The organism is Burkholderia sp. AU15512, from assembly GCF_002223325.1.
Lineage (GTDB): Bacteria > Pseudomonadota > Gammaproteobacteria > Burkholderiales > Burkholderiaceae > Burkholderia.
Genome location: NZ_NKEX01000006.1, coordinates 946,931 through 972,260 on the forward strand (window position 1 = coordinate 946,931; position 25,330 = coordinate 972,260).

Here is a 25,330-nt window from a genome sequence, read left to right on the forward strand (position 1 = left end):
ATGACCGCCACCCCCGTCAAGAGCGTGTGCCCGTACTGCGGCGTCGGCTGCGGGATGGTGCTGCACGTCGAGGAAGGTGAAGTCGTCAAGGTGTCCGGCGACGCCGACCATCCGACCAACTTCGGGCGGCTATGCACGAAGGGCGCGTCGGCGCACGTCGCGCTGCGCCGCTCGGGGCGGCTCGACCGCGCGTTCGTGCGCCGGGCGCGCGAGGACGACCTGGTGCCGCTGCCGGCCCGCGATGCGATCGCCGACACCGCGCGCCGCCTGCGCGCGGTGCTCGATACGCACGGGCCCGACGCGCTGTCGTTCTACGTATCGGGGCAGATGTCGATCGAGGCGCAATACCTCGTCAACAAGCTCGCGAAGGGCTTCGTCGGCACCCGCAACATCGAGTCGAATTCGCGCCTGTGCATGGCGAGCGCGAGTACCGGCTACAAGCAGTCGCTCGGCGCGGACGGGCCGCCCGGGTCGTACCAGGATTTCGATCGCGCGAACCTGTTCTTCGTGATCGGCGCGAACATGGCCGACTGTCATCCGATCCTGTTCCTGCGGATGATGGATCGCGTGAAGGCCGGCGCGAAGCTGATCGTCGTCGATCCGCGCCGCACCGGCACGGCCGACAAGGCCGACCTGTTCCTGCAGATCCGGCCGGGCACCGATCTCGCGCTGACCAACGGGCTGCTGCATCTGCTGCATGCGAACGGCCGCACGGATGCCGCGTTCATCGATGCGTACACCGAAGGCTGGGACGCGATGCCTGCGTTCCTCGCCGACTACACGCCCGAGCGTGTCGCCGACATCACCGGGCTCGCGGAAGCCGACCTTCGCACGGCGGCGGAGTGGATCGGCGACGCGCAGGAGTGGATGAGCTGCTGGACGATGGGGCTCAACCAGAGCACGCACGGCGTGTGGAACACCAATACGATCTGCAACCTGCATCTCGCGACGGGCAAGATCTGCCGCACCGGCAGCGGCCCGTTCTCGCTGACCGGCCAGCCGAACGCGATGGGCGGGCGCGAGATGGGCTACATGGGCCCCGGGCTGCCGGGCCAGCGCTCGGTGGCGTCCGACGACGATCGCCGTTTCGTCGAGAACCTGTGGCGCGTGCCGGCCGGCACGCTGCGCAAGGAGACAGGGCAAGGCACGGTCGACATGTTCTCGCGGATGGCGGCCGGCGACATCAAGGCCTGCTGGATCATCTGCACGAACCCGGTCGCCACGGTGCCGAACCGGCAGAACGTGATCGCCGGGTTGCAGGCCGCCGAACTCGTGATCGCGCAGGACGCCTTCCTCGACACCGAGACCAACCGCTACGCGGACATCCTGCTACCCGGCGCGCTGTGGGCGGAAGGCGACGGCGTGATGGTCAACTCCGAGCGCAACATGACGCTGATGCGCGCGGCGGTCGACCCGCCGGGCGACGCGCTGCCCGACTGGCGCATCGTCGCGGAAGTCGCGCGTGCGATGGGCTTCGGCGATGCGTTCGACTATGCGTCGGCGGCCGACGTGTTCGACGAGATCGTGCGCTTCTCGAATCCGGCGACCGGCTACGACCTGCGCGGCGCGAGCCATGCGGCGCTGCGCGACGGGCCCGTGCAGTGGCCGGTCGCGCCGGGCACCGCGCGCGAACGGCACCCGATCCGCTATCTGAACGACGGCGTGAGCCAGACGCTGCGCGCGGCGGCCGAGGGTGACGCGACCGACGCGCCGCGCCTCGCGTTCCCGACGCCGTCGGGCAAGGCGCGCTTCTTCGCGCGGCCGCACGTCGATCCGGCCGAGCGGCCCGACGACACGTTCCCGATCGTGCTGAACACCGGGCGGCTGCAGCATCAATGGCACACGATGACGAAGACGGGCAAGGTCGCGATGCTGAACAAGCTCAACCCGCGCCCGTTCGTCGAGCTGCACCCGGACGATGCGAGCGCGCTCGGCATCGCCGCGAAGGACAGCGTCGAGATCCGCTCGGCGCGCGGCCGCGCGGTGCTGCCGGCGGTCGTGACCGAGCGCGTGCGGCGCGGCAACTGCTTCGCGCCGATGCACTGGAACGACGTGTACGGCGACGACCTGTGCATCAACGCGGTGACGAACGACGCGATCGATCCCGAATCGCAGCAACCCGAACTGAAATACTGCGCGGTCGCGCTGCGGCGCGTCGAGACGGATGCGTTCGCGTCCGCCGACGACGAGACGGCGCAACCCGACGCCCGCGCCGACGACGCGCGGCCGGTGTCCGCGCCGGCGCTTGCTTCACAGGAATCCGACATGGCAGACCTCGACACTTTCGCGGCCGCGCTCGGCGTGGCCGACCTCGCGCCGCCGCCGTTGACGGACACCGAACGGTTGTACGTGGCCGGCCTCGTCAGCGGGCTGAGGGCGAGCGCCGGCCGGCGCGAGGGCGGCGTACCCGTGCTGCCGGCCGGCGCGCCGCTCACGCCGCCGGTGCGGTTGTGGCTCGACGGCATGCTGGCCGGCCTGTTCAGCCGCTCGCTGCCGGCGAGCGTGCCGGGTGCCGTGGCGCCTGCGCCTACGGCCGATGCCGCTGCGTCCGGCGGCGTGCGGATCGTGCGTACACGGCCGAAGGTCGTGCTGCTGTGGGCGTCGCAGACCGGCAACATCGAATCGTTGACCGAGGACTACGCGACGCAGCTGATGAACGCGGGCTTCGAGATCCGCACCGCGTGCATGTCGGACTATCCGGCGGCGTCGCTCGCCGGCGCGCAATACGTGCTGCTGATGACCAGCACGTTCGGCGACGGCGATGCGCCCGACAACGGCAGCGAATTCTGGGACGCGCTGCGGGCCGGCAGCGCCGCGCGCCTCGACGGCGTGCACTTCGCGGTGCTCGCGTTCGGCGATCGCAACTACGACCAGTTCTGCGGCCACGGCCGCCGGCTCGACGCGCGGCTCGCGGAACTCGGCGCGGCGCGTCTCTGCGCACGCGTCGATTGCGACGTCGAATTCCAGCGCGACGCCGACCAGTGGCTCGAACGCGTCGTCGCGCGGATCAAGGAGGCCGATACCGCGCTGCACGCGGTGCCGACCGGCGGGATGAGCCCGTCGGGGCTGCTGCCGACGAAGGCGCATCCGGCGCCGTCGAAGCTCGTCGCGAACCTGCGGCTGAACCGTCCGGGCGCGGCGAAGGACACGCGCTACGTGTCGCTGTCGACCGAAGGCGCGAACCTCGAATACGAAGCCGGCGACGCGCTCGGCGTGTGGCCGACCAACTGCCTGGAGCTGGTCGACGAGCTGCTGTCGGTCACCGCGCTGAAGGCCGATGCGCCGGTGTCGATCGCGGGTGTCGGCGACGTGCGCCTCGGCGACGCGCTCGCGCGTCACTTCGACATCACGCGCCCGCATCCGGACACGCTCGCCTTCATTGCGTCGCGCAGCGCGAACGGCGCGCTGAAGTCGCTGCTCGGCGACGACCGCAAGGGCGACCTGAAGCAATGGCTGTGGGGGCAGCAGCTTGCGGACGTGCTGCACGAGTTTCCGGTCGAGCTGTCGGGCACGGAGCTGGTCGGGATGCTCAAGCGCATGCAGCCGCGCCTCTATTCGATCGCGTCGAGCCCGAGCGCACACCAGGGCGAGATCCACCTGACCGTGTCGGCCGTGCGCTATCACAACGGCCGGCGCGCGCGCAAAGGCGTGGCGTCGACGTTCCTCGCCGATCGCGCGGACGACGGCCGCGTGCCGGTGTTCGTGCAGAAGTCCGCGCATTTCCGGCCGCCGGTGAACGGCGACGTGCCGATCGTGATGGTCGGCCCCGGTACCGGTGTCGCGCCGTTCCGCGGCTTTCTGCACGAGCGGCAGGCACGCGGCGCGCGCGGGCGCAACTGGCTGTTCTTCGGCGAGCAGCATGCGCAGACCGACTTCTACTACGGCGACGAGCTGGGCGCGATGCACGACAGCGGTTTCCTGACGCGGCTCGACCTCGCGTTCTCGCGCGACCAGGCCGACAAGATCTACGTGCAGGACCGGATGCGCGAGCAGGGCGCCGAGCTGTTCGCGTGGCTGGAGGAAGGCGCGCACTTCTACGTGTGCGGCGATGCCGCGCGGATGGCGAAGGATGTCGACACGGCGCTGAAGGCGGTGGTCGCCGAACACGGCGGGATGTCGGATGAAGCCGCGAACGATTATGTCGCGCGGCTCTCGAAGGCGCGGCGCTACATGCGGGACGTGTACTGAACGCCGGCGACGCGGGCCCGGACGGTTACGCCTGATCGTCCGGTTGCGGCCGGCCGAACCACTGCCGGCTCGAGCGCGACAGCAACAGCAAGGTCGCCAGCGTGAACAGGCAGTAGACGGCGCTCAGGAAATCGGCCGGCCGATGGGCGACCGTAAAGGCCATCAACGCGAGCATGGCGATGACCAGCCCGATCATCGTGAGGCGCGCCCAGTTCTTCCGGCGCGCGATCTGCACGACGAGCAGCGCGAGGACGAGGGCGATCGCGATGAAGGCCGCCGCGAGCATCTGGACGATCCTGACGCGTAACGCGTCGCCCGAGACGCGGTCGAGCAGGGCCGGAACGATGGCCGACTCGAAAATGGCGACGCGGTACGAAAAGATGCACCACGCGCCAGCCAGCAGCGTGACGGCCACCCGGACCGTTTCCGGCGCATCTCCGCCGAAAATCGGCATATTCTTCAGCGAAGTCATTTTCATTCCGATGGGTTCCTTCGCGGCGGCGGGTATGCGGCTTGCGCTCGGCTGGCGGCGTCGCGGCCGCAGGCGGGAATCGATCGTCGCAGCGTAGCACAGGCGTCGGCGCCGGCAACGGCCGGTTCGTTTCGCGGCCGGCACACACCTTCCTTCACGATCGACCGGAGCAAACATGAAGACGAGATTCGTCAGGGCGGCGGCCCGGGCCGCGACCATCGGCATCCTGATGGCGGCAGCGGCATGGAACCTGTCCGCTGCCGCGCAGGGCGCGTCGTCGCCCGTCGGCTCGGCCGCCGCGACCCCCGACAACGCAATACTGCTCACGGTATTCCTGAAACACGATCAGTCGCGCCCGTTGGCCGAGCTGAATGCGCAGCTTGCGAAGCAGGGGTTCTACAAGGCCTTTCCGCCACCGGGTGTCGAAGTGGTGAGCTGGACCGTGACGATGGGGATCGGGCAGATCGTCGTGTTGCGGCTGCCGGCGTCGCGGCTGCGGGAGGTCAATCGCGTGCTCGAGGACACGGCGTGGGGCGCGTACCGGACGGAGTTCTATCCGACTTACGACTACAAGGCGATCGGGTTGGGGGAGCATGAGCGGGCGAAGTGACGGGGAAGCGGGATGCTTGCCCGGGATCGGCGCGTCCCGTCCCCGAAAAGCCGCGCGGCATTGCGCATTTGTCCCTGTCCGCGCGGGCGCGCCCGGCGATTTTCTCCCAAATGCATCAGAAGTCATTCATCAGATGAAAAAACCATCCCGGTTCCCGGTATGATGCGCACCTTGCGTTGCAGGACGCCTTGTTTCTTTATGCGTTTTTGATGGACGAGATACCACAAATCCGCACAAAGCCGACGTGAAAGATTCTGTAATATAAATTCCGTATACTCGTAAGTTCTGACCCAGGCGCCTCCGAGCCCGTCTTCGGCCGGCCGCCCACGCAGAACAACCACAGATACGTCGCCGCCCGGCCAACCCGCGCCGCGACACGCTATGCACCACCACTGAACAACTTATGTCTTCCCGCCACTCTGGTTCGCCTGGTCGTGCCGCGGCGGTGATCGCCCGTGCCCGGGCGCTGATCCGCAACGAGCGCGTGCTGTCGCCGCTGCTTGCGCTCGGCATCGGCCTGCTGCTGATCGTGGTTTTCCAGCACCTGTCGGAATCCGTCGACTACCGGTCGGTGATCCGCCAGTTGCGTCATATGTCCGCCGGCGAGTGGGGCGCGTCGCTGGCCGCGACGGCCCTCAGCTATCTCGCGCTCGTCGCCCGCGACGCGGTCGGCCTGCGCTACGTCGCCGCGAAGGTGCCGCGCGTCGCGCTGTGGATCGGCGCGATCGCCGGGTCCGCGCTCGGTAACGCGACCGGCTTCGGCGCGCTGACGGGCGGCGCGGTGCGCGCACGCGTGTACGGCGTGTCGGGCGTCACGCCCGCGCAGATCGGCCGGATGACGGTGTTCACGAGCGGCACGCTGGCGCTCGCGATGGTGTTGATGACGGCAGTCGGCATGGTCTGCATGCCGGAAGCGCTCGCCGCGATGCTGCACGTCGCGCCCGGCGTGCTGACGTGGACCGGGGCGGCGCTGCTGGTGGTGCTGGCCGCGATGGTCGTGATGTGCGGCCACGCCGCACGCCCGGTCGTCACGCGCTTCAAGTGGCTGTCGTTCGACGTGCCGGCGCGGCGCGATCTCGTCGCGCAGGTCGTCTATGCGGTGCTCGACGTCGTCGCGGCGGGCCTGACGCTGTGGGTGCTGCTGCCGGCCGCGCCGGTCGGCTTCCCGACCTTCATTACTGTTTACGCCGCCGCGTTGCTGCTCGGGATGATCGGCCATACGCCGGGCGGGATCGGCGTGTTCGAAGCGGCGATGGTCTTCACGCTGGGCCGCGAAGTGCCGCCGCACGCGATGGTCGCCGCGCTGATCGCGTATCGCGCGATCTATTTCGGCGTGCCGCTCGTGCTGTCGGCCGGCCTGCTGGCCGGTTTCGAGGGCCGCGCGCTGCGCCGCCGGCTCGTGACGCGGCAGGCCGTGCGAGTGTCGCAGCTCGCGCCGGTGTTCCTGAGCCTCGTGACGTTCGCGGTCGGCGGGATGCTGGTGATCTCGAGCGCGACGCCCGCGTTCTGGCACCGGATCGCGATCCTGCGCCACCTCGTGCCGCTGTGGGTGCTCGAAGGCTCGCAGGTGATCTGCAGCGTGCTCGGCGTGGCGCTGCTGTTCGTCGCGCGCGGGCTGCTGCGCCGCCTCGACGGTGCCTGGTGGATGACCTTCGCGCTGACGCTCGCCAGCCTCGCGCTGTCGCTGGCGAAGGGTCTCGCGTTCGTCGAGGCCGGCGTGCTCGGCACGCTGCTGGTGCTGCTGCTCGTCAGCCGTCGCCGCTTCAACCGCCATTCGTCGCTGCTGGCGGAGCGCTTCACGGTGAGCTGGTTCGTGTCGGTGGCGATGGTGCTGATGCTGGCCGTGTGGGTGCTGTTCTTCGCGTTCCGCGACGTGCCGTACACGCGCGAGCTGTGGTCGCATTTCTCGTTCGACGCGCGCGCGCCGCGGGCACTGCGCGCGACGCTCGCGTCCGGCGTATTCGTCGCGCTGTTCGCGCTGTGGCAACTGCTGCGCCCGGCGCCGGGCCGTTTCGTGAAGCCTGCGGAGCAGGACCTGTCGGATGCCGAACGAATCATCCGCGCGCAGGAATGCAGCGATGCGGGCCTCGCGCTGATGGGCGACAAGTCGTTCCTGTTCTCGGAGTCCCGCCGGGCCTTCCTGATGTATGCGAAGAACGGCCGCACGTGGGCCGCGCTGCACGACCCGGTCGGGCCGCGCGAGGAATGGCCGGCGCTGATCAGCAAGTTCATCGCGCTCGCCCACGCGCATAGCGGCCGTGCGGCGTTCTACCAGGTGCGCGCGAACGCGCTGCCGCTGTATCTCGACGCGGGGCTCACGCTGATGAAGCTCGGCGAGGAAGCGCATATCGCGCTCGACCGGTTCGACCTGAAAGGTTCGAACCGCTCGCACCTGCGCTACGCGCTGCGCCGCGGCGACAAGGACGCGCTGACGGTCGAGGTGATCGCGCCGAGCGACGTGCCGGCCGCGCTGCCGGCGCTGCGCGACATCTCGGACGGCTGGCTCGACAGCCGCGACGCGCGCGAGAAGAGCTTCTCGGTCGCCGCGTTCCACGACGGCTATCTGGCGACGCAGTCGGTGATGCTCGTGCGGCAGGCCGACAAGCCGATCGCGTTCGTCACGTTCATGACGACCGACCTCAACACCGAGGCGACGGTCGGCGTGATGCGCCATCTGCCGGACGCGTCGCCGTACGCGATGGAATATCTGTTTACGCAGCTCGCGCTGCATCTGAAGGAAGCGGGTTTCCGCAAGCTGAGCCTGGGCATCGCGCCGTTCTCGGGGATGGGGGCGGCGAAGATGCCGTCGCCGTTGCACCGCATCGGCCTGATGGTCTGGCGCTTCGGCGGCCGCTTCTACAACTTCCGCGGCTTGCGCGCATTCAAGAGCAAGTTCGAACCGCACTGGGAGCCACGTTACCTCGCGGCCTCGGGCACGGTCGGCGTGTTCGTCACGCTGGCGGATCTGTCATTGCTGGCTGGAGGTCGGCGTTCATGATGTTGAAGAAGGGAATCGCGCGGGCGGCAGCCGCCTGCGCGGGAATGATGCTGGCCGGCGCCGCGTGCGCCACCCAGCCAGCCGCAATGAAGGCCGAAACCGTATCGGGCGGCCGCTACGGGCCCGTGACCGTGACCAAACCCAGCGGGCCGCTGCGCGGCTTCGTCGTGCTGTTCTCGCGCGAGGCCGGCTGGAATGCGGCCGACCAGCAGGCCGCCGATGCGCTCGCGAAGGCCGGTGCGATGACGGTCGGTGTCGATTCGGAGCGGTACGCGATGAATCTCGCCGCGAAGCAGGAGACCTGCCACCACCTCGACGGCGACGCCGAAGCGGTCAGTCATCAGCTCGAGCGCCTTGCACAGTCGTCGCGCTACTTCACGCCGATCGTCGCGGGCGTGGGCCAGGGCGGCGCGATCGCGAAGCAGATCCTGTCGATGGCGCCGGAGAACACGATCGCCGGTGTCGTCTCGGTCGATCCCGCTGCCAAGCTCGATCCGCGCTTCAAGCCGTGCCCGCCCGATCCGACGATCGTGCGCCGCGCGATGCCCGGCTTCGTCGATACGGCGGCCACGGGCGATTCCGCGAAGCTCGTGTCGCTCGTCACGTCGCATCTGCTGGACACCACCCGCGGCGACGAACTCGACGTGTCGGACCTGCCGCTCGTCGAGCTGCCGGCCAAAGGTGGCAACGGCCAGCTCGCGATCGTGATCTCGGGTGACGGCGGCTGGCGCGATCTCGACAAGACGATCGCCGAGGCGCTGCAGCGCGACGGCGTGTCGGTGGTCGGCATCGACAGCCTGCGCTATTTCTGGAGCGAGAAGCCGCCGGCGCAAGTGAGCCGCGATCTCGCGCGCGTGATGCGCACCTACATGGCGCGCTGGCATGCGAACCGCGTGGCACTGGTCGGCTATTCGTTCGGCGCCGACGTGATGCCGTTCGCGTACAACCGGCTGCCGGCCGACCTGCGCGACAAGGTCGCCGTGATGTCGCTGCTCGGCTTCGCGCCGGCCGCCGATTTCCAGATCCGCGTGACGGGCTGGCTCGGCATGCCCGCAAGCGACAAGGCGCTGAAGGTCGCGCCGGAAATCGCGAAGGTGCCGCCGCAGCTCGTGCAGTGCTTCTATGGCGCGGAAGAGAAGGACACGATGTGTCCGGCACTCGTGAACACGGGCGCCGACGTGATCAAGACGCAAGGCGATCACCACTTCGGCCGCGACTACATCGCGCTCGAGAAGAAGATCCTCGGCGCGTTCGGCAAGCCGGTCGCGGCGCGCTGAACGCCGGCGCCCGCTTCGCGGTGGGCGCCGGCCGGGAGCTTCCGGTGCATCGTACGGGCGGCCCGCGGGCCGCCCGTTTCATTTTCCGGCGGGCGTTGTCGTTCGCGCATCGTGCTGGTAGAAGCCGGTGAACCGGTCGAGCTGCCGCCGCGCGGCCGTGATGTCCGTGCCGTCGCCGAGCACCGCGCTCGAAAACCCCGTGCGTTCCATCAGCAGCAACTGGTCGACCAGCACCTCGCCGGTCGCGCGCAGGTCGCCCGTGAAGCCGTAGCGCTTGCGCAGCAGGTACGCCTGGCTGTACGCACGCCCATCGGTGAACGACGGAAACGCGAGGTCGATGCGCGCGGCCCGCGCGATGTGTTCGGCGAGCGGTGGCAGTTCCTCGTCGTTACCGATCGTCAGCGTCGCCGTGCCGTGCTGCTGCGAATCGCCGGCGTGTTCGGCCGGTGTCAGCAGCCGGATGCGTGCGGTCGGATTCTCTTCGTGCGTCATGCGTGCTCCACCTGATGGCGCGCGTCGTTCGCGGCGGCCTTGAAGGGTTCCGGGCCGATGCGGCGGACGGTGTCGATGAATCGTTCGCTGCGGCCGTCGTCGTCGATGCGCGCGTCGAGATACGCGTTGACGATCGCGTCGACGACATCGACGATCTCGTCCGCCGAAAACGACGGGCCGATCACCTTGCCCGGCCGCGCGGGGCCGCTCGCGGCCGAGCCGTCCGAGCCGCCGAGCGTGACCTGATACCACTCGGCGCCGTCCTTGTCGACGCCGAGGATGCCGAGGTGGCCGCTGTGATGATGGCCGCACGAGTTGATGCAGCCGCTGATGTGCAGGTCGATGTCGCCGACGTCGTGCAGCATGTCGAGATCCTGGAAGCGCTCGCAGATCGCATCGGCGATCGGGATCGAGCGTGCATTCGCGAGCGCGCAGAAGTCGCCGCCCGGGCACGCGATCATGTCCGTCAGGAGTCCGACGTTTGCGCTCGCGAGCCCGACCGCACGCGCGTGTTCCCACAGCAGGAACAGGTCGTCGACATGCACCCACGGCAGCACGACGTTCTGCGTGTGCGTGACGCGCGCCTCGCCGGCCGAGAACTGGTCGGCGAGATCGGCGAGCGCGTCGAGCTGGTCCGGCGACGCGTCGCCCGGTGCCTGCAGGCGGCGCTTGAACGACAGCGTGACGATGCGCAGCGCCGGATCGCGGTGGTCGGCCACATTGCGTGCGAGCCAGCGCGCGAAGGCCGGATGGCGTGCCGCCTGGGCGGACAGGCGCAGGTCCGCGTCGCGCAGGCTGACCGTGCGCGGCTCGAGCCGCGGCGGGACGAACGATGCGGCGACGCGGTCGAACTCGACCTGGGCAATCGTGTGCAGCCCGCCGTCGTGATCGACGATCTGGCGGAACTCCTCCTCGACGTCGTCGATGTAGCGCTGTCCCTCGGTCTTCACGAGGATCTTGATGCGCGCCTTGTACTTGTTGTCGCGCCGTCCGTAGCGGTTGTACACGCGGACGATCGCCTCGATGTAGTTCATCACGTGCTGCCACGGCAGGAACGCGCGCAGCAGCGTCGCGATCATCGGCGTGCGCCCCATCCCGCCGCCGACGCTCACGCGAAAGCCGAGCTCGCCTGCGTCGTTGCGCACGAGCTTGAGCCCGACGTCGTGCCAGTCGGTGGCCGCGCGGTCTTCGGTCGCGCCGGTGATCGCGATCTTGAACTTGCGCGGCAGGAACGCGAATTCGGGGTGCAGCGTGGTCCACTGGCGCATCACTTCCGCGAACGGGCGCGGATCGGCGATCTCGTCCGGCGCGACACCCGCGCGCTCGTCGCACGAAATATTGCGGATGCAGTTGCCGCTCGTCTGGATGCCGTGCATGTCGACGGTCGCGAGCAGGTCCATCACGTCGGCGGCCTTGTCGAGCGGAATCCAGTTGAACTGCACGTTGGTGCGTGTCGTGAAGTGCGCGCTGCGGGTCGGCAGGCGCAGCGTGCCGAGCAGGGCCTGCGCGTCCGATGCGGCGCGGTAGGTGGCGTCGTCCGGCACGTCGTAGTCGTGCGCAATCCGCGCGAGCACGCGCAGCTGCGCACTCGACAGTTCGCCGTACGGGACGGCCACGCGCAGCATCGGCGCATGGCGCTGCACGTACCAGCCGTTCTGCAGGCGCAGCGGCCGGAATGCGTCCTCGCTCAGCGTGCCGTGCTGCCAGCGCTCGAGCTGGTCGCGAAACTGGGCGGCGCGGCTGTGCACGAGCGCCCGGTCGAAAACGGTATATCGATACATGACGTGATACGCGAGAGGAGCCGTGGCGCGGCGCGCGCGGCTCGGGACAGACGTTGCGACGGGTGTCAGGCAACCGGGGACAGCGTAAGGAACGCGGTGCGGCGGGACAAGCAGCAGATGGGGACGAAAAGGGCGCAGCAGATGGCCGGCGTGACGCCGGCGCGGGCCGGGCATGCGTGCGTGCATGCCCGTGGCGGGCGTTTATGCGGGAGCGTCGACGACGAGCGCCGGATCGAGCGCGCGGATGCGCTGGTCGATGAAGTAGCCGCCGCCTTCCTGATAGCGCAGGAACAGGCGGCCGCACGAGCGGCAGCGGTTGACGGTGCAGCGGTTGTACGGGAAATGGCGCAGTGCGATCGGCGCGTCGTCCGACGCGTAGCGCGTGCCGGCCGGATGATATTCGGCGTAGGTCGGTTCCGTCTCGCCAAGTGGCGCGAGCGTGGCGACTTCGGTCAGTTGCGCGTCCTGCAGCGACAGCGGCAGGGTCGTCCATCCGGCGAGCGGCGTTTTCGTGCAGAGGCACGACTGCGTGATGTGCGCGGCTTCAACGGTCAGTTTCAACAGCGCGTCGTGATCGAGGTAGGGCAGTTGACTCATGGGCAATCATGAAGGGCGGCGGGATCAGCACTGTAACCCGCATGCGGCTTGCGCGCATCGCCGTGACGCCGGCGGCGCGCCCCGGGTGAGATTCAACCGCCCTTGCGGACCGACGGCTGCGCGACGAGCTCGCCGAGCACACGGATCGCACGTTCGATGTCGCGGCTCCACGGATGGCCGAAGTTCACGCGCACGCAACGCTCGAAGCCGTGCGCGGCCGAAAACAGCGGCCCCGGCGCGAAGCTGATCCCGCGTGCGATGGCCTGGCGATGCAGCTCCATCGCGTCGATCGCGTCGGGAAACGCGAGCCACAGAAAATAACCGCCTTCGGGCCGCACCCATTCGACGCCGGCCGGCAGCCAGCGCCGCAGCGCGTCGTCCATCCGGTCGAGCTGCGTGTGCAGCGCGCCGCGCAGCTTGCGCAGGTGCCGGTCGTAGCCGCCGTGCTCGAGATAGTTCGCGATGCCGACCTGCGCGGGAATGCTGGCCGACAGCGTCGTCATCAGCTTGAGCCGCTGCACCTTCTCCGCGAACCGGCCGGCGGCGGCCCAGCCGATCCGGTAGCCGGGTGCGAGCGTTTTGGAGAACGAGCTGCAATGCATCACGAGGCCGTGTCGATCGAACGCACGCGCGGGCAGCGGGTAGTCGGGGCCGAAGTGCAGCTCGCCGTACACGTCGTCCTCGATCAGCGGTACGTCGCGCGCGGCGAGCAACGCGACGAGCGCGCGCTTTTTTTCGACGGACAGCGTGACGCCGGTCGGATTCTGGAAGTTGGTCATGAACCAGCACGCGCGGATGTCGTGCCGGTCGAGCGCGTTCGCGAGCGCATCGAGATCGAGGCCCGTGCGCGGATCGACGGGAATCTCGACCGCGCGCAGGTCGAGCCGTTCGATCGCCTGCAGCGCCGCATAGAAACCGGGTGCTTCGACGGCCACGACGTCGCCGGGCCGCGTGACGGCCATCAGGCACAGGTTCAGCGCTTCGAGCGCGCCGTTCGTGACGACGATCTCGTCGATCGGCTGCGAGACGCCGGTCGCGAGATAGCGCCGCGCGATCTGCTGGCGCAGCGCCTCGTTGCCGGGCGGCAGGTCGACGACCGTGCTCCACGGGCTGACGAGCCGCGTGGCCTGCGCGAGCGATTTCGCGAGACGCGGCAGCGGAAACAGTTGCGGCGACGGGAACGCGGAGCCGAGCGGCACGATGCCGGGTTGGGTCGCCGCGTCGAGGACGGAGAACACGAGGCTGCTGATGTCGACCTTGCGCGTGACGCCGGCGCGGCTTGCGTGGCGTTTGGCGGCCGGGCTCGCCGCCGGCGTGGCGCCCGGCGCGACATAGTAGCCCGAGCGTTCGCGCGCGCGGATCAGCCCCCACTGTTCGAGCAGGTAGTACGCGCGAAACACCGTCGACTGGCTCACGCCGTGCTGCGCGATGATCTGCCGCAGCGACGGCAGGCGCGTGCCGACGGCGAGGTTGCCGTTGCGGATGTCGTCGGCGATCGTGTGGGCGAGGGTTTCGTAGCGTTTCATCGGCGAGGGTGGCGCGCGCCGTCGCCACGCGCGGGCCGGAGTGGCGCCGCGCCGGCGGGCGCGGCTCATTGTCCGATGCGCGGCCCGAAAAGGAAAGCGCAGGCGAGGTCAGTTCAAGGCGGGCCGCGCTTTCCTGCCGCGTCAGGCCGCGTTCGGCTCGACGTTCTGCCGGGTCGCGGCGCCGCGTAGCGGTGGCAACGGCTCGACCTTGCCGACGATGAACAGGTACGACAGCGCGCCGACCACGCACAACGCACCGGCCACCGCGAGCGGCACGACGAACGAGCCCTTCGTGATCGACAGCATCACGCCCGTGAACGTCGTGATGAAGATCCCCGCGAGATTGCCGGCGAAGTTCTGGATGCCGCCGAGCGATGCGACATGCGCGGGCGTCGGCGCGACTTCGCCGACGAGCGTCCACACGTTGGCGCCTGCAAACGACAGGCTCGCATACGCGAGAGCGAACAAACCGAGGCAGGCCCACACGTTCTCGACGAAGGCCGACAGCGCGATCGACGAAGACAGCAGCATGCCGAGCACGAGGCAGGTCTTGCGCGCGGCGGTCGCGCTCCAGCCGCGGCGGAACAGGCTGTCCGACACATAGCCGCCGAGCCAGCCGCCGGGAATCGCGAGCAGCGCGGGCAGCATGCCCCACGTGCCGAGCGACGCGAGCGAGAAGCCGCGCGACTGCAGCAGGTAGCTCGGGAACCACGTGATGAAGAAGTAGATCGCGAAGTTCAGGCAGAACAGGCCGATCATCATGCCCCACACGGTGCGGTAGCGGAACAGGTCGAGCCACGACACCTTCGGGCCATCGGTTGCGGCCGCAACGGTCGGGGCGCCGCGCTGCGCGAGCAGGGCATCGACGGCGTCGGGCGCGATCGCGCGATAGCGTTCCGGGTCGCGATAGACGAACCACCACGCCAGCGCCCACACGATGCCGATGCCGCCCGTGATCACGAACGACCCGCGCCAGCCGACGATCGAGATCAGCCACGCGACGAGCGGCAGCGACAGCGCGGAGCCGACGCGCGAGCCGCTGTCGAAGATGCTGCTCGCGAGTCCGCGTTCGCTGCGCGGAAACCAGTTGAACGCGACCTTCGCGAACGACGGGATCGCGGCCGCTTCGCCGACGCCGAGCATCAGCCGCACGCCGACGAGCTGCGCGAGGCCGCGCGCGGCGCCCGTCGCGACGGTGAACACCGACCACCAGCCGACCGCGAGCGCGAGGCTCACGCGCACGCCGACCTTGTCGATGAACCAGCCGGCCGGCAGTTGCAGGAACGCGTAGGTCCAGAAGAATGCGCTCAGCACGAGCCCCATGCCGACCGCGTCGAGGCCGAGGTCGGCACGGATGCTGGGCGCCGCGATCGCGAGGTTCGCGCGGTCGATGAAGTTGATGACGTTGGCGAGGAAGCACATGAGGATCATGGCCCATCGGATGCGTGGCATGCGGTGTCTCCGCGCGGAATATCGTGACGGGCCGCCGGCGATCCGCAGCGCCGGCGGCCTCGATGGGCGGGTTAGCGCGTGGCGTGCGACGGCGTGCGGTCGAACTTCGCGAGCGCTTCCCACAGGCCGTTCAGATAGACCGCGCCGAGCGCGCGGTCGTAGAGGCCGTAGCCGGGCTTGCCCGTCTCGCCCCAGATCATGCGGCCGTGGTCGGGGCGCACGTAGCCGGTGAAGCCGGTGTCGTGGTACGCCTTCACGATCGCGGCGATGTCGAGCGAGCCGCAGCTCGACAGGTGGGCGGTTTCCTCGAAATCGCCGTTCGCGTCGACCTTCACGTTGCGAATGTGCGCGAAGTGGATGCGGCCCATCGCGCCAAATTCGCGCACGAGCGCCTCGACATCGTTCTGCGGGCCCGCGCCGAGCGAGCCCGAGCACAGCGTCAGCCCGTTCGCGGGGGTGTCGACGATGCGCACGATCCGCGCGAGATCGTCGCGGTTCTTCACGATGCGCGGCAGCCCGAAGATCGGGCGCGGCGGATCGTCGGGGTGGATCGCCATCTTCACGCCGGCTTCCTCGGCGACGGGGATGATCGCCTTCAGGAAGTATTCGAGGTTCGCCCACAGCGCGGCTTCGTCGACGTCGCGATACTCGGCGAGCAGCGCCTTCAACTGTTCGGGCCGGTAGCTCGAATCCCAGCCCGGCAGCGCGATGCCGTCGTCCGGATCGATCCGCTCGACCGCGTCGGTGCTGAACGCGAGGCAGGTCGAGCCGTCGTCGAGCGTCTTCGACAGCTCGGTGCGCGTCCAGTCGAATACGGGCATGAAGTTGTAGCAGATCACGCGCACGCCGGCCGCGCCGAGATGGCGAATCGTCTGACGGTAGTGGTCGATCAGGCGGTCGCGGCCCGGCTTGCCGAGCTTGATGTCCTCGTGTACCGGCACCGACTCGACGACTTCGAACTGCAGGCCGGCGCGCTCGATCGTCGCCTTCAGCGCGTCGATCTTGTGCGCGGGCCAGACTTCGCCCACCGGTTCGTCGTAGATCGCGGACACGATATGCGTGACGCCCGGGATCTGGCGGATGTATTGCAGCGAGACCGGATCGGACTCGCCGTACCAACGGAAAGACATCTTCACTGGAGCGGCTCCTGACGGGCGGTTGAGGCATCGGACGGACGGGCGGCAGCGTGGCGGCCCCGTCTCCGGTGTGCGGATTATGATTGGTATGCCAGTTTCGCGGGATAGTGGTTTACCAGTTGTCGAGATGAAATCGGAGCGTCAGCGCATCACCGGAAAGGCACGCGTCGCACCGGCCACCACGCCGAATCGGAGGCGGCCCGTAATTGGTGTACCATTTTGGCGATCCGGCGCCGCGACGGCGCCGGCCAGCCTGTTGCGAGCCTTTCGATGACCGATCTTTCCAGCCTGCCCGCCAGCCGCGATACCGATGCCGCGGATCGCTCCTATATCGGCCTTGCGCGGCAGATTCACGCGATAGTGGCCGCCGGTGCGTTCGAGGCCGGCGCGCGGCTGCCGTCCGAGCGCAGCCTGGCCGACCAGTTCGGCGTGAGCCGAACGCAGGTGCGCGAGGCGATCATCGCGCTCGAGGTGCAGGGGATCGTCGAGGTGCGAATCGGTTCGGGCATCTACGTATCGGCGGCCGACGCCGCGCGGCCGGTGACGTTCGAGGTGCCGCGCGGCCCGGGGCCGATCGAGACGCTGCGCGCACGCGGGCTGATCGAGGCGGAAGTCGCGGCGCTCGCGGCGACTGAACGCAAGGATGCGGATCTCGACCGGCTGTTTTTCTCGCTGACGACGATGCGCGAGCAGATGAACGACAAGGTCGCGTACGACGCGGCCGATCGCCAGTTCCACCTGCGTATCGCGGAATCGACCGGCAACACGGTGCTGCTGCACATGGTCACCGCGATGTGGGACTGCGCGCGCAGCGATCCGCTGTGGGACAAGATCGAGGAGCATTTTCACTCGACCGCGCTGCGCGAGGCATCGCAGGAAGATCACCAGCGGATCTTCGCGGCGATCATGGCGCGCGACGCAACGGCGGCACGCGACGCGATGCGTGCACACCTGTCGCGCGTGATCGCGGAATTCACGCAGGCGTGGCGCTGACGCGCGTTCCGTCAGAGGAAAGAGGCCGGCGTCACGTTACCGTCATACGGCGGTGAGCAACGGCGCCCGCGCTCTCGTTGTACGGCTTCTTCCGATTGCACGACCACAGGTTTTATGGTCTTGTTGCGGGATATCGCATCGACTCGAAAAAGGACAGTCGAATGCAGCCGGGCGATTCACACGGGGTCCTATTCATCAGGGGAATCGGCGCGCGTACGCGCGTACGGTTCGCCGTGCGCCGGCTGCTCATCATTTTGACGGCGGGCTTACTTGCCTCCGTGCTTCCCCCAGCGTTCGCCGCCTCTCCCGAAACCGTCAACGACACCGTGCTGCGTGTGCTCGCATGGCCCGGCTATGCGGACGACGATGTCGTCAGTGCGTTCGAGGCGCAATTTCACGCGCGCGTCGAAGTGACGTTCGTCGATTCCGACGAAGCACTGTGGACGCGCATGCACAGCGCGGCGCCGCCGCCGTACGACGTACTGGCCGCGAATACGGCCGAGATCCAGCGCTATGCGCACGAACGCCTGCTCGCGCCGATCGACTTGTCGCGCATCCCGAACCGGCGGCGGCAGTTGCCGAACTTCCAGCAACTCGCGGCGATCGACGGGCTCGTTGAAGCGGGCGCCCCGTATGCGATTCCGTTCACGTATTCGTCGATGGGGCTGATCTACGACCGCAAGCAGGTGCCGGCCGCGCCGCGCTCGATGCGGGAGATGTGGAATCCGCGCTATCGCGGCAAGGTGCTCGACTTCAACAGCGCGCAGCACAATTTTTCGTTCGCGGCGCTCGCGCTCGGCTATCGCGATCCGTTTCGCCTGTCGCCCGCGCAGACGCTCGCCGTCGCGCACAAGCTGATCGACCTGCGCCGCAACCTGCTGACGTACTACACGCTTCCTGAAGAGGCGACCGCGTTGTTCGTCCAGCATCGTGCGGCGCTGATGTTCGGCAACTACGGCACGCAACAGGTCGAACTGCTGCGACGGGCCGGCGCGGACGTCGGCTACGTGATCCCGGATGAAGGCGCGCTCGCGTGGCTCGACTGCTGGGCTGTCACGCGCGGCGCGCAACATCCGGCGCTCGCGTTCGCGTGGATCAATTACATGCTCGAACCGGCGATCGGCGCGCTGCTGACCGAACGCCAGGGCCTCGCGAACACGCTCGCGTCGCCGCCGGGACTCGACACCGGCCACCAGCATCTCGTCTGGCTCCAGCCCGTCGAGGACATCGCGCGGCGCGAATCGCTGTGGAGCCGCATCGTGTCGGGCGACCGGCCGGAGCGTTTCGGAAAATGATCCGGCTCGGGCTCACGTCGAAACTGTCGGTGCTGTTCGCCTGCATCGGCGTGATCGCGTCCGGCACGACCGGCTATTACGCGTATCGCGCGAACCGCACGATGCTCGTGCAGGAAGCGCAGCACAGCCTGCTGATGTCGACGCAACTGCTCGGGCAGCGCTTCACCACGGCGCTGTCCGACGTCTCGGACGATGCGCTCGTGCTCGCACAGTTGCCGTCGTGTGCGCGGGTCTCCGGCGGCGACAACCGGGATGGCGCGCCACGTGCGCGGCTCGAGCAGGTGTTCTACAGCTTCATGAGAAATCACCCGGAGTACCTGCAGATCCGCCTGATCGCGCGCGGGGATTTCGGCCTCGAACGCATCCGCGTCGATCGCGATGCGCATGGCATCGTCGTCCTGCCGGACCGTGCGTTGCAGGAGAAAGGACAGTTTTCCTACGTATTCGATACGCTGGCCACGGCGCCCGGTCATATCTACCTGTCGCCGATCGTGATCAACCACGAGACGGGGGCGCACGCGGCCGAAGGGCTGCCGATCCTGCGCGTGGGTACGCCGGTCGTCGACGCGTCGGGCCAGACGGTGGGGGCGCTCGTCGTCGACGTCGAGCTGTCGCGCGTGTTCGACCGGCTCGAGCGCGATCTGCCGGAAGACTACACGGTGTACCTCGCGAACGAGTGGGGCGATTTCCTCGTGCATCCCGATCCGACGCAGACGTTCGGCTTCGATCGCGGCCGGCGCGTGCTGATGCAGGACCGCTTCGCCGTCACGCGTGCGCTGTTCGACAGCGCGCGCACAAACGTGACCCTCGATGGCCTGGCCGACCCCGCCGCGGCGCCGGGCCAGATGTTCGCGTTCGTGCGCACGCCGTTCGGGCACGACGAGGGCAACCGCTTCGTCGTGCTCGGGATGGGGCGCCCGCTGGCGGACGTGTTGTCGCCGGCGGGCATGCTCGGCGAGCGGATCGTCCGGATGGTGCTGGTGTCGAGCCTGATGGCGGTGATCCTCGCGATCCTGTTCGCGCGTGCGATCACGCGGCCGCTGCAAACGCTCGCACGCGCCGCGACGCACGTGTTCGACGATCCGGCCACCGAGCAGTTGCCGGTCGGGCGTGCCGACGAGATCGGCGTGCTCGCGCGCTGTTTCGACAGCATGCGCGTCGAGATCCGCACGCAGGTCGCGATGTTGCGCGCGAAGCAGCTGGAACTCACGCACCTCGCCGGACACGATGCGCTGACCGAACTGCCGAATCGCCTGCTGTTCATGGAGCATCTCGATGCCGCGATCCGGCGGGCAGCCGCGCTGCACGAAGGGCTGGCCGTGATGTTCGTCGACCTCGACCGCTTCAAGCAGATCAACGACCAGCACGGCCACTCGGCCGGCGACCGCACGCTCGTCGCGGTCGCCAAGCGGTTGAGCCTCGTGCTGCGTGGCGGCGACATGGTCGCGCGGCTCGGCGGCGACGAATTCATCGTGCTGATTACCGACGTGCGCTCACCGGCGGTGATCGGCGACGTCGCGTCGCGCATCCAGCGCGTGATGGACGAGGAGCTGGAGTTCGGCGACCGGCGCGTGGCCGTCGGCGCGAGTATCGGCGTCAGCGAGTTTCCGGCTGACGGCGCGTCGGCCGAGGAACTGCTCGTCAAGGCCGATGCGGCGATGTACGCGGCGAAGGCGTCCGCGCAGCGCGCGTTCGTGCGCTATCAGGAACTGGTCGGCAACGGGCGTGGCGCCGGCAGCGGGACGGACGAAGCGGCCGGCCGGGTCGCGTCGGGCGGCGGCCGGTGACGGCCGCTCGAGGGTCCGCGCGTTGCACACGCCACGAGCCCGTCGCAAGACGGGCTCGTGGCGGGTTCGGACTGCGCGCGAACGCGCGCAGCGGCAGGCTTGCTTAGTGGCCGAAGTAGACCGAGTCGCGCGGGTTTTGCGCCTTGACGGCCGGAGCGCCACCCTGGACGGTCGCGGCCGGTTGCGCACCGTAGCCGCTGTTGTCGGCACCTTGCACGCGGGCTTGCGCGGCCTGGATGTCGGCCGGGTAATACGGGCTCGACTGGCTCGGCTTGTAGCCGACGCTTTCGAGCTGGACGAGTTCATTGCGCACTTGAGCGCGGGTCACGGTGCTTTGGGCGAAGGCGCCGAACGAGGCGGACAGGGCGACAGCGGCAACGACTGCGGAAACGAGCGATTTCATGATGACCTCCGATGTTTTTGGCTTTCCGCGTTCGACACCATGTCGTAAGCGGTTGATTACATCGTAGGCGCCGGTCGACCTAGGGTAAACGTGAGTTTTGGCGAAAGATCGTTGCAGCCGGGGCAATAATTTCGAGATAAATGCCTTCCGTCCCTAATCGATGTTGCCGGATTTGCAAGGGAAAGGGCGGCGGATGCGCGCGCACGCGCGGACGGGCGCGCGGCGGCGAAGGCGCGGGCGGAGAGGGGGGCGAACTGCGACGCTGCCGGATCGATCAGACGTCGTCGTCGATTTCCTTGCGTTCCCGGCGTTCCTCGTTGCCGCGGCGCGCGCGCAGGCGCTGGCGCGACAGCACGGCGATCACCTGCTGGGTCGGCGCGCCGGACGGCAGTTCGTTGCGGATGCGATCGGGCACCATGGGCAGGCCCGCGCGCTGCCGGCGCAGCGCCTTGGCGATTGCCCGGCGGCATTCGTCACCGTGGCAATCCCATTCATCGCGGATTCTCTGGCAATAACGGCATTGTTCCATCGGGACAGTCTAACGCGTCTTCGCGAGCGGGGCTGAACGCTTGCCCCGCTGCGTCACGGGTTGGCTGCGGCGCCGGCGAGCGCTTTCGCATGCGACTGGAAGCGTCGGTGCTCTTCCGGCGGCACGAGCGAGCCGCCGGTCGCCCAGATGACGTGCGTCGACCGGCGCAGATCGATCGCGTGGCGACGCACGTAGTCGCGGCCGGCCGGGGACGCCGTCAGCCAGCCGGGGCCACTGACGGCGGCAGCGGCCGACGGTTCGAGTTCCACGCCCGTCGCGCGCTGAACCGCGAGCAACTGCGCGTAGAGCTGCGCGTCGCTGACGGTGAACACGCCGGACAGCAGCGACACCATCAGCGGGCTGACGAGGTGCGATGCCTGTGCGACGGCCAGGCCGTCGGCTTCGGTCCGGTTGTCGAGCCCCACGTCGTAGACGGACACGGGCTTGCCCGGGCCGGCGGCCAGCTGGACCAGCATGCACGGCGACGCGACGGGTTCGGCAAAGAAGCAATGCACGTGCTCGCCGAACAGCGCCTTGAGGCCATACGCGATGCCGCCCGGTGCGCCGCCGACACCACATGGGATATGGACGAAGAGCGGATGCTGCGCGTCCACGCGGCGGCCCGCGTCGGCGAGCTGCGCGGCGAGATGCCGGGCGCTGGCCGCGTAGCCGAGGAACAGCATCAGCGAGCCTTCGTCGTCGACGAAGTGGCTGCGCGGCTGATCGCGTGCCTGCGCGCGTCCGGCGGCGACGGCTTGCGCATAGTCGCCGTCATGTTCGATCACGCGAACGCCGCGCTTTCTCAGACGTGCCTTTTTCCATGGCTTCGCGTCGGTCGACATGTGGACGACCGATTCGAACCCCAGCGCGGCGGCCATCACGCCGATGCTCAGGCCGAGATTGCCGGTGCTGCCGACGATGACGGTGTGCGCGGCAAACCGTTCGCGTGCGGCAGCCGATGCGAGGATCCGCCGGTCGCCCGCGGGGTCGAGCAATCCGTGTTCGATCGCGATCGACTCCGCGAGCGCGAGCACTTCATGAAAGCCGCCGCGCGCCTTGATCGAACCGGCGATCGGCAACGCGTCGTCACGCTTGATGAACCAGGCGCCGTGTGTGTCTGCCGGGAGCGCCAGCCTGCGCGGCAGGTCGTCTGCCGGCATCAGCGGCGATTCGATTTTGCCCGCGCTTGCCGCGAGTTCGGGAAACAGCGCGGCCATCAGCGGTTCGCAGCGCGCCAGCCGCGCTTCGGCCATTGCAATGGCGCCGAGCCCCGGCGCGTCGTGCGGCAACGGGCTGCCGGCATGGGGATTCAGCCACAGTAGCGGGTGACGGGATTGCAGTCTGGCTAATAGATCGGCGGGCTGGAGCGTGAGGGTCATGGATCGGTCTTGTGCTGGACATACGACAGGTATGGCCGGAATGCTACGATCCGGGACGCCTGCGCGAAAGCGCCGATTTCTAATGAATCCATTAGCCTGACTGATATCTATGCGACTCGACGGTTCGATCCTGGGTGCGTTGCTCTGCTTTGAAACCGCCGGCCGGTTGCTGAGCTTCACGAAGACGGCCCAGGCGTTCAACCTGACGCAAAGCGCCGTGAGCCAGCAGATCCGGAACCTCGAGGACCGGCTCGGCTATCCGCTGTTCGTGCGCCAGGCGCGCGGACTGAAGCTGACCGAGAAGGGCGCAATTCTGCTCGGGACGATGTCGAGCGCGTTCGTCGACATCAACCGCACGCTTCAGGCGCTCGGCATGCCGAATGCCCCGCTACAGGTCAGCTGCCTGCCGTCGCTCGCGCTGCAGTGGCTGATGCCGCGCCTGTCCGAATTTCACCGGCAACAGCCGAACGTGCCGGTGCGCGTGAAGGCCGAGTTTCAGGTGCTGGATCGCCAGGCCATGGAAACCGACGACATCGATGTCGCGGTGCGCTACGACCCGGTGCAATACGATCGGCTGCATGCCGAGGCCATCCTCGACGAAATCCTGTTTCCGGTCGCCACGCCGGCATATCTGGCGCAGCATCCGGCTTTTGCCCGCGGCGAATCGCTGGATGGCGTCGTCCTGCTGCACGACGCTGCGCCGTGGGGCGGCGCGCCCGAGTTCGTGGAGTGGCGCACGTGGCTCGACGAAGTCCGTCCGGCGTGGACGGCGCATCTTGACGGCCCGCAGTTCAACTTCTCCAGCCTGGCGATCACGGCCGCGCTGAACCATCAGGGTGTCGCGATGGGGCGCGGCGCGCTCGTGCATGACGAGATCGCGAGCGGGCGGCTCGTGGATGTCTTTGGCCGGCACGTGCGTGCGCCGGCGCGCTACGTGCTGTTGTCACGCCATCCCGACGATCCGCGTACCGAGGCGTTTTCGAATTGGCTCAAGGCCGAATGCACGCACTTCGACGCTGCGCGTTCACATCTGCTTTCGAACGGAAGCGGACGCGGGTAGCCGACGCTGTCGGATGGCTGAATCGGAGTGCGAAGGAGTTGGGTGACGACTACAAACGCAAACTCCATTTTCCCGTCCGTCTCCATACGGATGGCTTGCGCGTGGACGGGCGGCCACGCGTTACTTGAGTTGCCAGATGCCCCAGACGGCGATCAACAGGCCAAGGCCGAGTCCGCAGCCGAGCAATACGTAGGTTTCCATGTCATGCCTTTGAAAGCGTGGCAGCGCCGATGCGGGCATCCGCGAGCGAGCAGCCAAGTCGGTGACGTATCGTTCGGCCCGTCGGGCGGGGCGATACGCCGGGTCCGCGAATACTACGCTTCGCAGCTTTCAGAACGCATGCGCGATCGATGGCTTTGCGCCGTCTGTCAGTTCTTGCCCGTATGCGCGTGGTTCATCTGCGTAACGTGCGAGCCACCATGCCGGAACACGCCCGATTTCCAGATCATCTGCGATGCCGCGACGAGCACGAACAGCAGCACGACCATCCGGAAGCGCTTCGGCGACATCTTGTCCCGCAGCGGGCGAACGAGCCACATGCCGGCAATCGCCGGCAGGCTCGCCGCCGCCGAGATCGCGAGGTCGGCGCCGCTCGCGTGCGCGGCGCCGCTGAACGTCGTGATCAGCGTGACGATCGACACCACGAGGATGATCGCGATCTGCTTCGTGAAGACGCGCCCGGTCGCGCCGGACGAAATCAGGTAGGTGGCGAGCAGCGGGCCGGGAACCGACGCGATGCTCTCCATCAGCGCCGCACCGAAGCCGAGCGCGAAACCGACGGGCTTCCGCCATGCTTCCGGCAGGTTGAGCTTCGGCGCGGCGAGCATCAGCGCCGCGGCCACGATCAACAGCGCGCCGGACGCCGCCTGCGCGTGCCCCGGATTGAGCGACAGCAGGATCGCCACGCCGACGATATTGCCGATGACGGTGCCCGCGATCGGCGCGGCGATCTTGCGTGCCGTCGCCAGCAACTGGCCGCCTTCCAGCGCCTGCGGGATGTTGCCGAGGATGATCGGCATCGACAACAGCAGCACCGCATGCCGGATCGGCAGGAACTGGCTGAGTATCGGCATCGCGATCAGCGGCACGCCGATGCCCGTGATCCCCTTGGCCATGCCGCCCAGCAATAGCGCGATGGCGATGCCGGCCAGCTCGAACGCGCTGAGCCCCTGCAGGCTGGAGACCAGCACCCCTTCAGTCAGATTGAAATGCATCATGGATTGGCATGTCGCGGCATATCCGGCAGCGAGCGCTGTCGATGGCGCCCGCGGCGGTCGCGTGTGTCTGGCACGCAGGTGTTCTGGATTGGCTTGAACCGGAGCGATCGCCTGGCGCCGCGCCGTTGTGCGGCCGGG

Annotated in this window: 19 protein-coding genes; 8 read left to right on the plus strand and 11 right to left on the minus strand. The window is 68.4% G+C overall.

Annotation, left to right across the window (positions count from 1 at the left end; genetic code table 11):
- Nucleotides 1–4,188, plus strand: a complete 4,188-nt coding sequence (locus CFB43_RS23590) for a bifunctional nitrate reductase/sulfite reductase flavoprotein subunit alpha (protein ID WP_089496793.1) — start codon at nt 1–3, stop codon at nt 4,186–4,188.
- A 25-nt stretch (nt 4,189–4,213) separates the two neighbouring features.
- On the opposite strand, the gene CFB43_RS23595 is transcribed toward CFB43_RS23590, so the two are convergent.
- Nucleotides 4,214–4,837 (minus strand): hypothetical protein, encoded by a 624-nt coding sequence (locus CFB43_RS23595; protein WP_144023099.1) that lies wholly within the window; start codon nt 4,835–4,837, stop codon nt 4,214–4,216.
- 52 nt (nt 4,838–4,889) lie between these two features.
- On the opposite strand from CFB43_RS23595, the gene CFB43_RS23600 reads away from it, so the two are divergent.
- From CFB43_RS23600 to CFB43_RS23610, 3 genes are all read left to right on the plus strand, one after another.
- Nucleotides 4,890–5,270, plus strand: coding sequence for a hypothetical protein (locus CFB43_RS23600; protein ID WP_089498111.1), 381 nt, complete (start codon nt 4,890–4,892; stop codon nt 5,268–5,270).
- Between the two features lie 403 nt (nt 5,271–5,673).
- Nucleotides 5,674–8,268, plus strand: a complete 2,595-nt coding sequence (gene mprF, locus CFB43_RS23605) for a bifunctional lysylphosphatidylglycerol flippase/synthetase MprF (protein WP_089496795.1) — start codon at nt 5,674–5,676, stop codon at nt 8,266–8,268.
- Nucleotides 8,265–9,545, plus strand: coding sequence for a virulence factor family protein (locus CFB43_RS23610; RefSeq protein WP_089496796.1), 1,281 nt, complete (start codon nt 8,265–8,267; stop codon nt 9,543–9,545). The genes mprF and CFB43_RS23610 overlap by 4 nt, the downstream gene beginning before the upstream one ends.
- 78 nt (nt 9,546–9,623) lie before the next feature.
- On the opposite strand, the gene CFB43_RS23615 is transcribed toward CFB43_RS23610, so the two are convergent.
- From CFB43_RS23615 to uxuA, 6 genes are all read right to left on the minus strand, one after another.
- A complete protein-coding gene (locus tag CFB43_RS23615) occupies nt 9,624–10,037 on the minus strand; it encodes a DUF934 domain-containing protein (RefSeq protein ID WP_089496797.1) in 414 nt (137 codons plus the stop codon).
- Complete coding sequence (locus tag CFB43_RS23620) at nt 10,034–11,818, minus strand: nitrite/sulfite reductase (RefSeq protein WP_089496798.1); 1,785 nt, start codon at nt 11,816–11,818, stop codon at nt 10,034–10,036. The genes CFB43_RS23615 and CFB43_RS23620 overlap by 4 nt, the downstream gene beginning before the upstream one ends.
- A gap of 201 nt (nt 11,819–12,019) precedes the next feature.
- Nucleotides 12,020–12,415, minus strand: coding sequence for a hypothetical protein (locus CFB43_RS23625; RefSeq protein WP_089496799.1), 396 nt, complete (start codon nt 12,413–12,415; stop codon nt 12,020–12,022).
- A gap of 92 nt (nt 12,416–12,507) precedes the next feature.
- Nucleotides 12,508–13,941 (minus strand): aminotransferase-like domain-containing protein, encoded by a 1,434-nt coding sequence (locus tag CFB43_RS23630; protein ID WP_089496800.1) that lies wholly within the window; start codon nt 13,939–13,941, stop codon nt 12,508–12,510.
- A gap of 141 nt (nt 13,942–14,082) precedes the next feature.
- A complete protein-coding gene (locus tag CFB43_RS23635; protein WP_089496801.1) occupies nt 14,083–15,393 on the minus strand; it encodes an MFS transporter in 1,311 nt (436 codons plus the stop codon).
- Between the two features lie 71 nt (nt 15,394–15,464).
- Nucleotides 15,465–16,529 carry a mannonate dehydratase gene (gene uxuA, locus CFB43_RS23640; protein WP_179254888.1) on the minus strand — a complete coding sequence of 355 codons (1,065 nt, stop codon included), beginning with the start codon at nt 16,527–16,529 and terminating at the stop codon, nt 15,465–15,467.
- A gap of 270 nt (nt 16,530–16,799) precedes the next feature.
- Between uxuA and CFB43_RS23645 the strand changes: the two genes are divergently transcribed.
- The 3 genes from CFB43_RS23645 (at nt 16,800) to CFB43_RS23655 (ending at nt 20,604) form a co-directional block, all read left to right on the plus strand.
- The gene (locus CFB43_RS23645; RefSeq protein ID WP_089498113.1) at nt 16,800–17,522 is read left to right on the plus strand and encodes a FadR/GntR family transcriptional regulator; all 723 of its coding nucleotides are present in this window, start codon (nt 16,800–16,802) and stop codon (nt 17,520–17,522) included.
- Between the two features lie 161 nt (nt 17,523–17,683).
- On the plus strand, nt 17,684–18,817 hold the full coding sequence (locus tag CFB43_RS23650; RefSeq protein WP_089496802.1) for an ABC transporter substrate-binding protein: 1,134 nt from the start codon (nt 17,684–17,686) through the stop codon (nt 18,815–18,817).
- Nucleotides 18,814–20,604, plus strand: coding sequence for a sensor domain-containing diguanylate cyclase (locus CFB43_RS23655; protein WP_089496803.1), 1,791 nt, complete (start codon nt 18,814–18,816; stop codon nt 20,602–20,604). Before CFB43_RS23650 ends, CFB43_RS23655 begins: the two co-directional genes overlap by 4 nt.
- 103 nt (nt 20,605–20,707) lie before the next feature.
- Here CFB43_RS23655 and CFB43_RS23660 read toward each other — a convergent pair whose 3' ends face one another.
- From CFB43_RS23660 to CFB43_RS23670, 3 genes are all read right to left on the minus strand, one after another.
- Nucleotides 20,708–21,007: a DUF4148 domain-containing protein gene (locus CFB43_RS23660; protein ID WP_089496804.1), complete on the minus strand. Its 300-nt coding sequence runs from the start codon at nt 21,005–21,007 to the stop codon at nt 20,708–20,710.
- 274 nt (nt 21,008–21,281) lie between these two features.
- Nucleotides 21,282–21,536, minus strand: coding sequence for a hypothetical protein (locus CFB43_RS23665; protein WP_027791787.1), 255 nt, complete (start codon nt 21,534–21,536; stop codon nt 21,282–21,284).
- Between the two features lie 53 nt (nt 21,537–21,589).
- Complete coding sequence (locus tag CFB43_RS23670) at nt 21,590–22,948, minus strand: D-serine ammonia-lyase (protein WP_373452563.1); 1,359 nt, start codon at nt 22,946–22,948, stop codon at nt 21,590–21,592.
- Between the two features lie 70 nt (nt 22,949–23,018).
- On the opposite strand from CFB43_RS23670, the gene CFB43_RS23675 reads away from it, so the two are divergent.
- Entirely contained in the window at nt 23,019–23,975 is a 957-nt protein-coding gene (locus tag CFB43_RS23675) for a LysR substrate-binding domain-containing protein (RefSeq protein WP_179254939.1), read from the plus strand.
- A gap of 368 nt (nt 23,976–24,343) precedes the next feature.
- Here CFB43_RS23675 and CFB43_RS23680 read toward each other — a convergent pair whose 3' ends face one another.
- Complete coding sequence (locus CFB43_RS23680; protein WP_089496807.1) at nt 24,344–25,192, minus strand: sulfite exporter TauE/SafE family protein; 849 nt, start codon at nt 25,190–25,192, stop codon at nt 24,344–24,346.
- Between the last annotated feature and the right edge of the window lie 138 nt (nt 25,193–25,330).